Source organism: Vibrio ouci (assembly GCF_004551525.1).
GTDB classification, from domain to species: Bacteria; Pseudomonadota; Gammaproteobacteria; order Enterobacterales; family Vibrionaceae; genus Vibrio; species Vibrio ouci.
In genome coordinates, this window is the sequence record NZ_SATR01000256.1 from 1 (window position 1) to 745 (window position 745).

At 41.3% G+C, this 745-nt stretch carries 1 protein-coding gene; it reads left to right on the plus strand.

The annotated features are described in order from the left end of the window. Positions 1 to 480, plus strand: a 480-nt coding sequence (locus tag ELS82_RS25530) for an HD domain-containing protein (RefSeq protein ID WP_134837826.1), incomplete at its 5' end; no start/stop codon positions are given. Positions 481 to 745 lie beyond the last annotated feature (265 nt).

Here is a 745-nt window from a genome sequence, read left to right on the forward strand (position 1 = left end):
TCAGCAGAACATAGTTGGCATGTTTGTCTGAGTGCTCTTTTACTCAAAGATTTTGCTAATGAACCAGTTGATGTTGTTCGTGTCATGAAAATGCTACTCATCCATGACTTAGGTGAAATTGAGGCTGGTGATACGGTTATTTACTCTGCTGAAACAGAAGAAAACAAACAACTAGAAAGGTCATGCATACAGAAGTTATTTCAACTTTTGCCTGAAGCAAGCCGAGAAGAGTTTTCTAATCTCTGGGAAGAGTTTGAAGAAGGTGTAAGTCCCGAAGCAAGCTTTGCTAAGGCAATCGACCGAGTTCCACCTTTACTCCACAACATCCATGGTGAAGGTCATGGCTGGAAAAAACACAATGTACCCAAAGAAAAAGTTTTTGCCTTTAATGGCGAACGTATTTCCAAAGGTAGTAAATTGTTGTGGCAAGAAGTCGAGTCTAGGCTCAATGACGCAGTTCAATCGGGTGTACTGAAATAGGCGTATAACAATAAATTTAAGCAGATTCGCAACGCTTGGCACTTTCGGTTTGAATCAACTTTAGTGTGTACGGCACAATCCTTTAGGTAGGGGGTAGCGTTGCTCACTACTTAATTTGGCGTTAGGCAAAGGGCAGAAAAGTTCTTTGTTCTAATCTTTTTTGTTCCCTCTGGCAGTTCGCTTTTCTTATTCGGCAATTCCGTATTGTCGGCTCAAATCCTTGAATCTCTTCAACCGTAAAACATGCCAAATTCGTGGGTTGCCT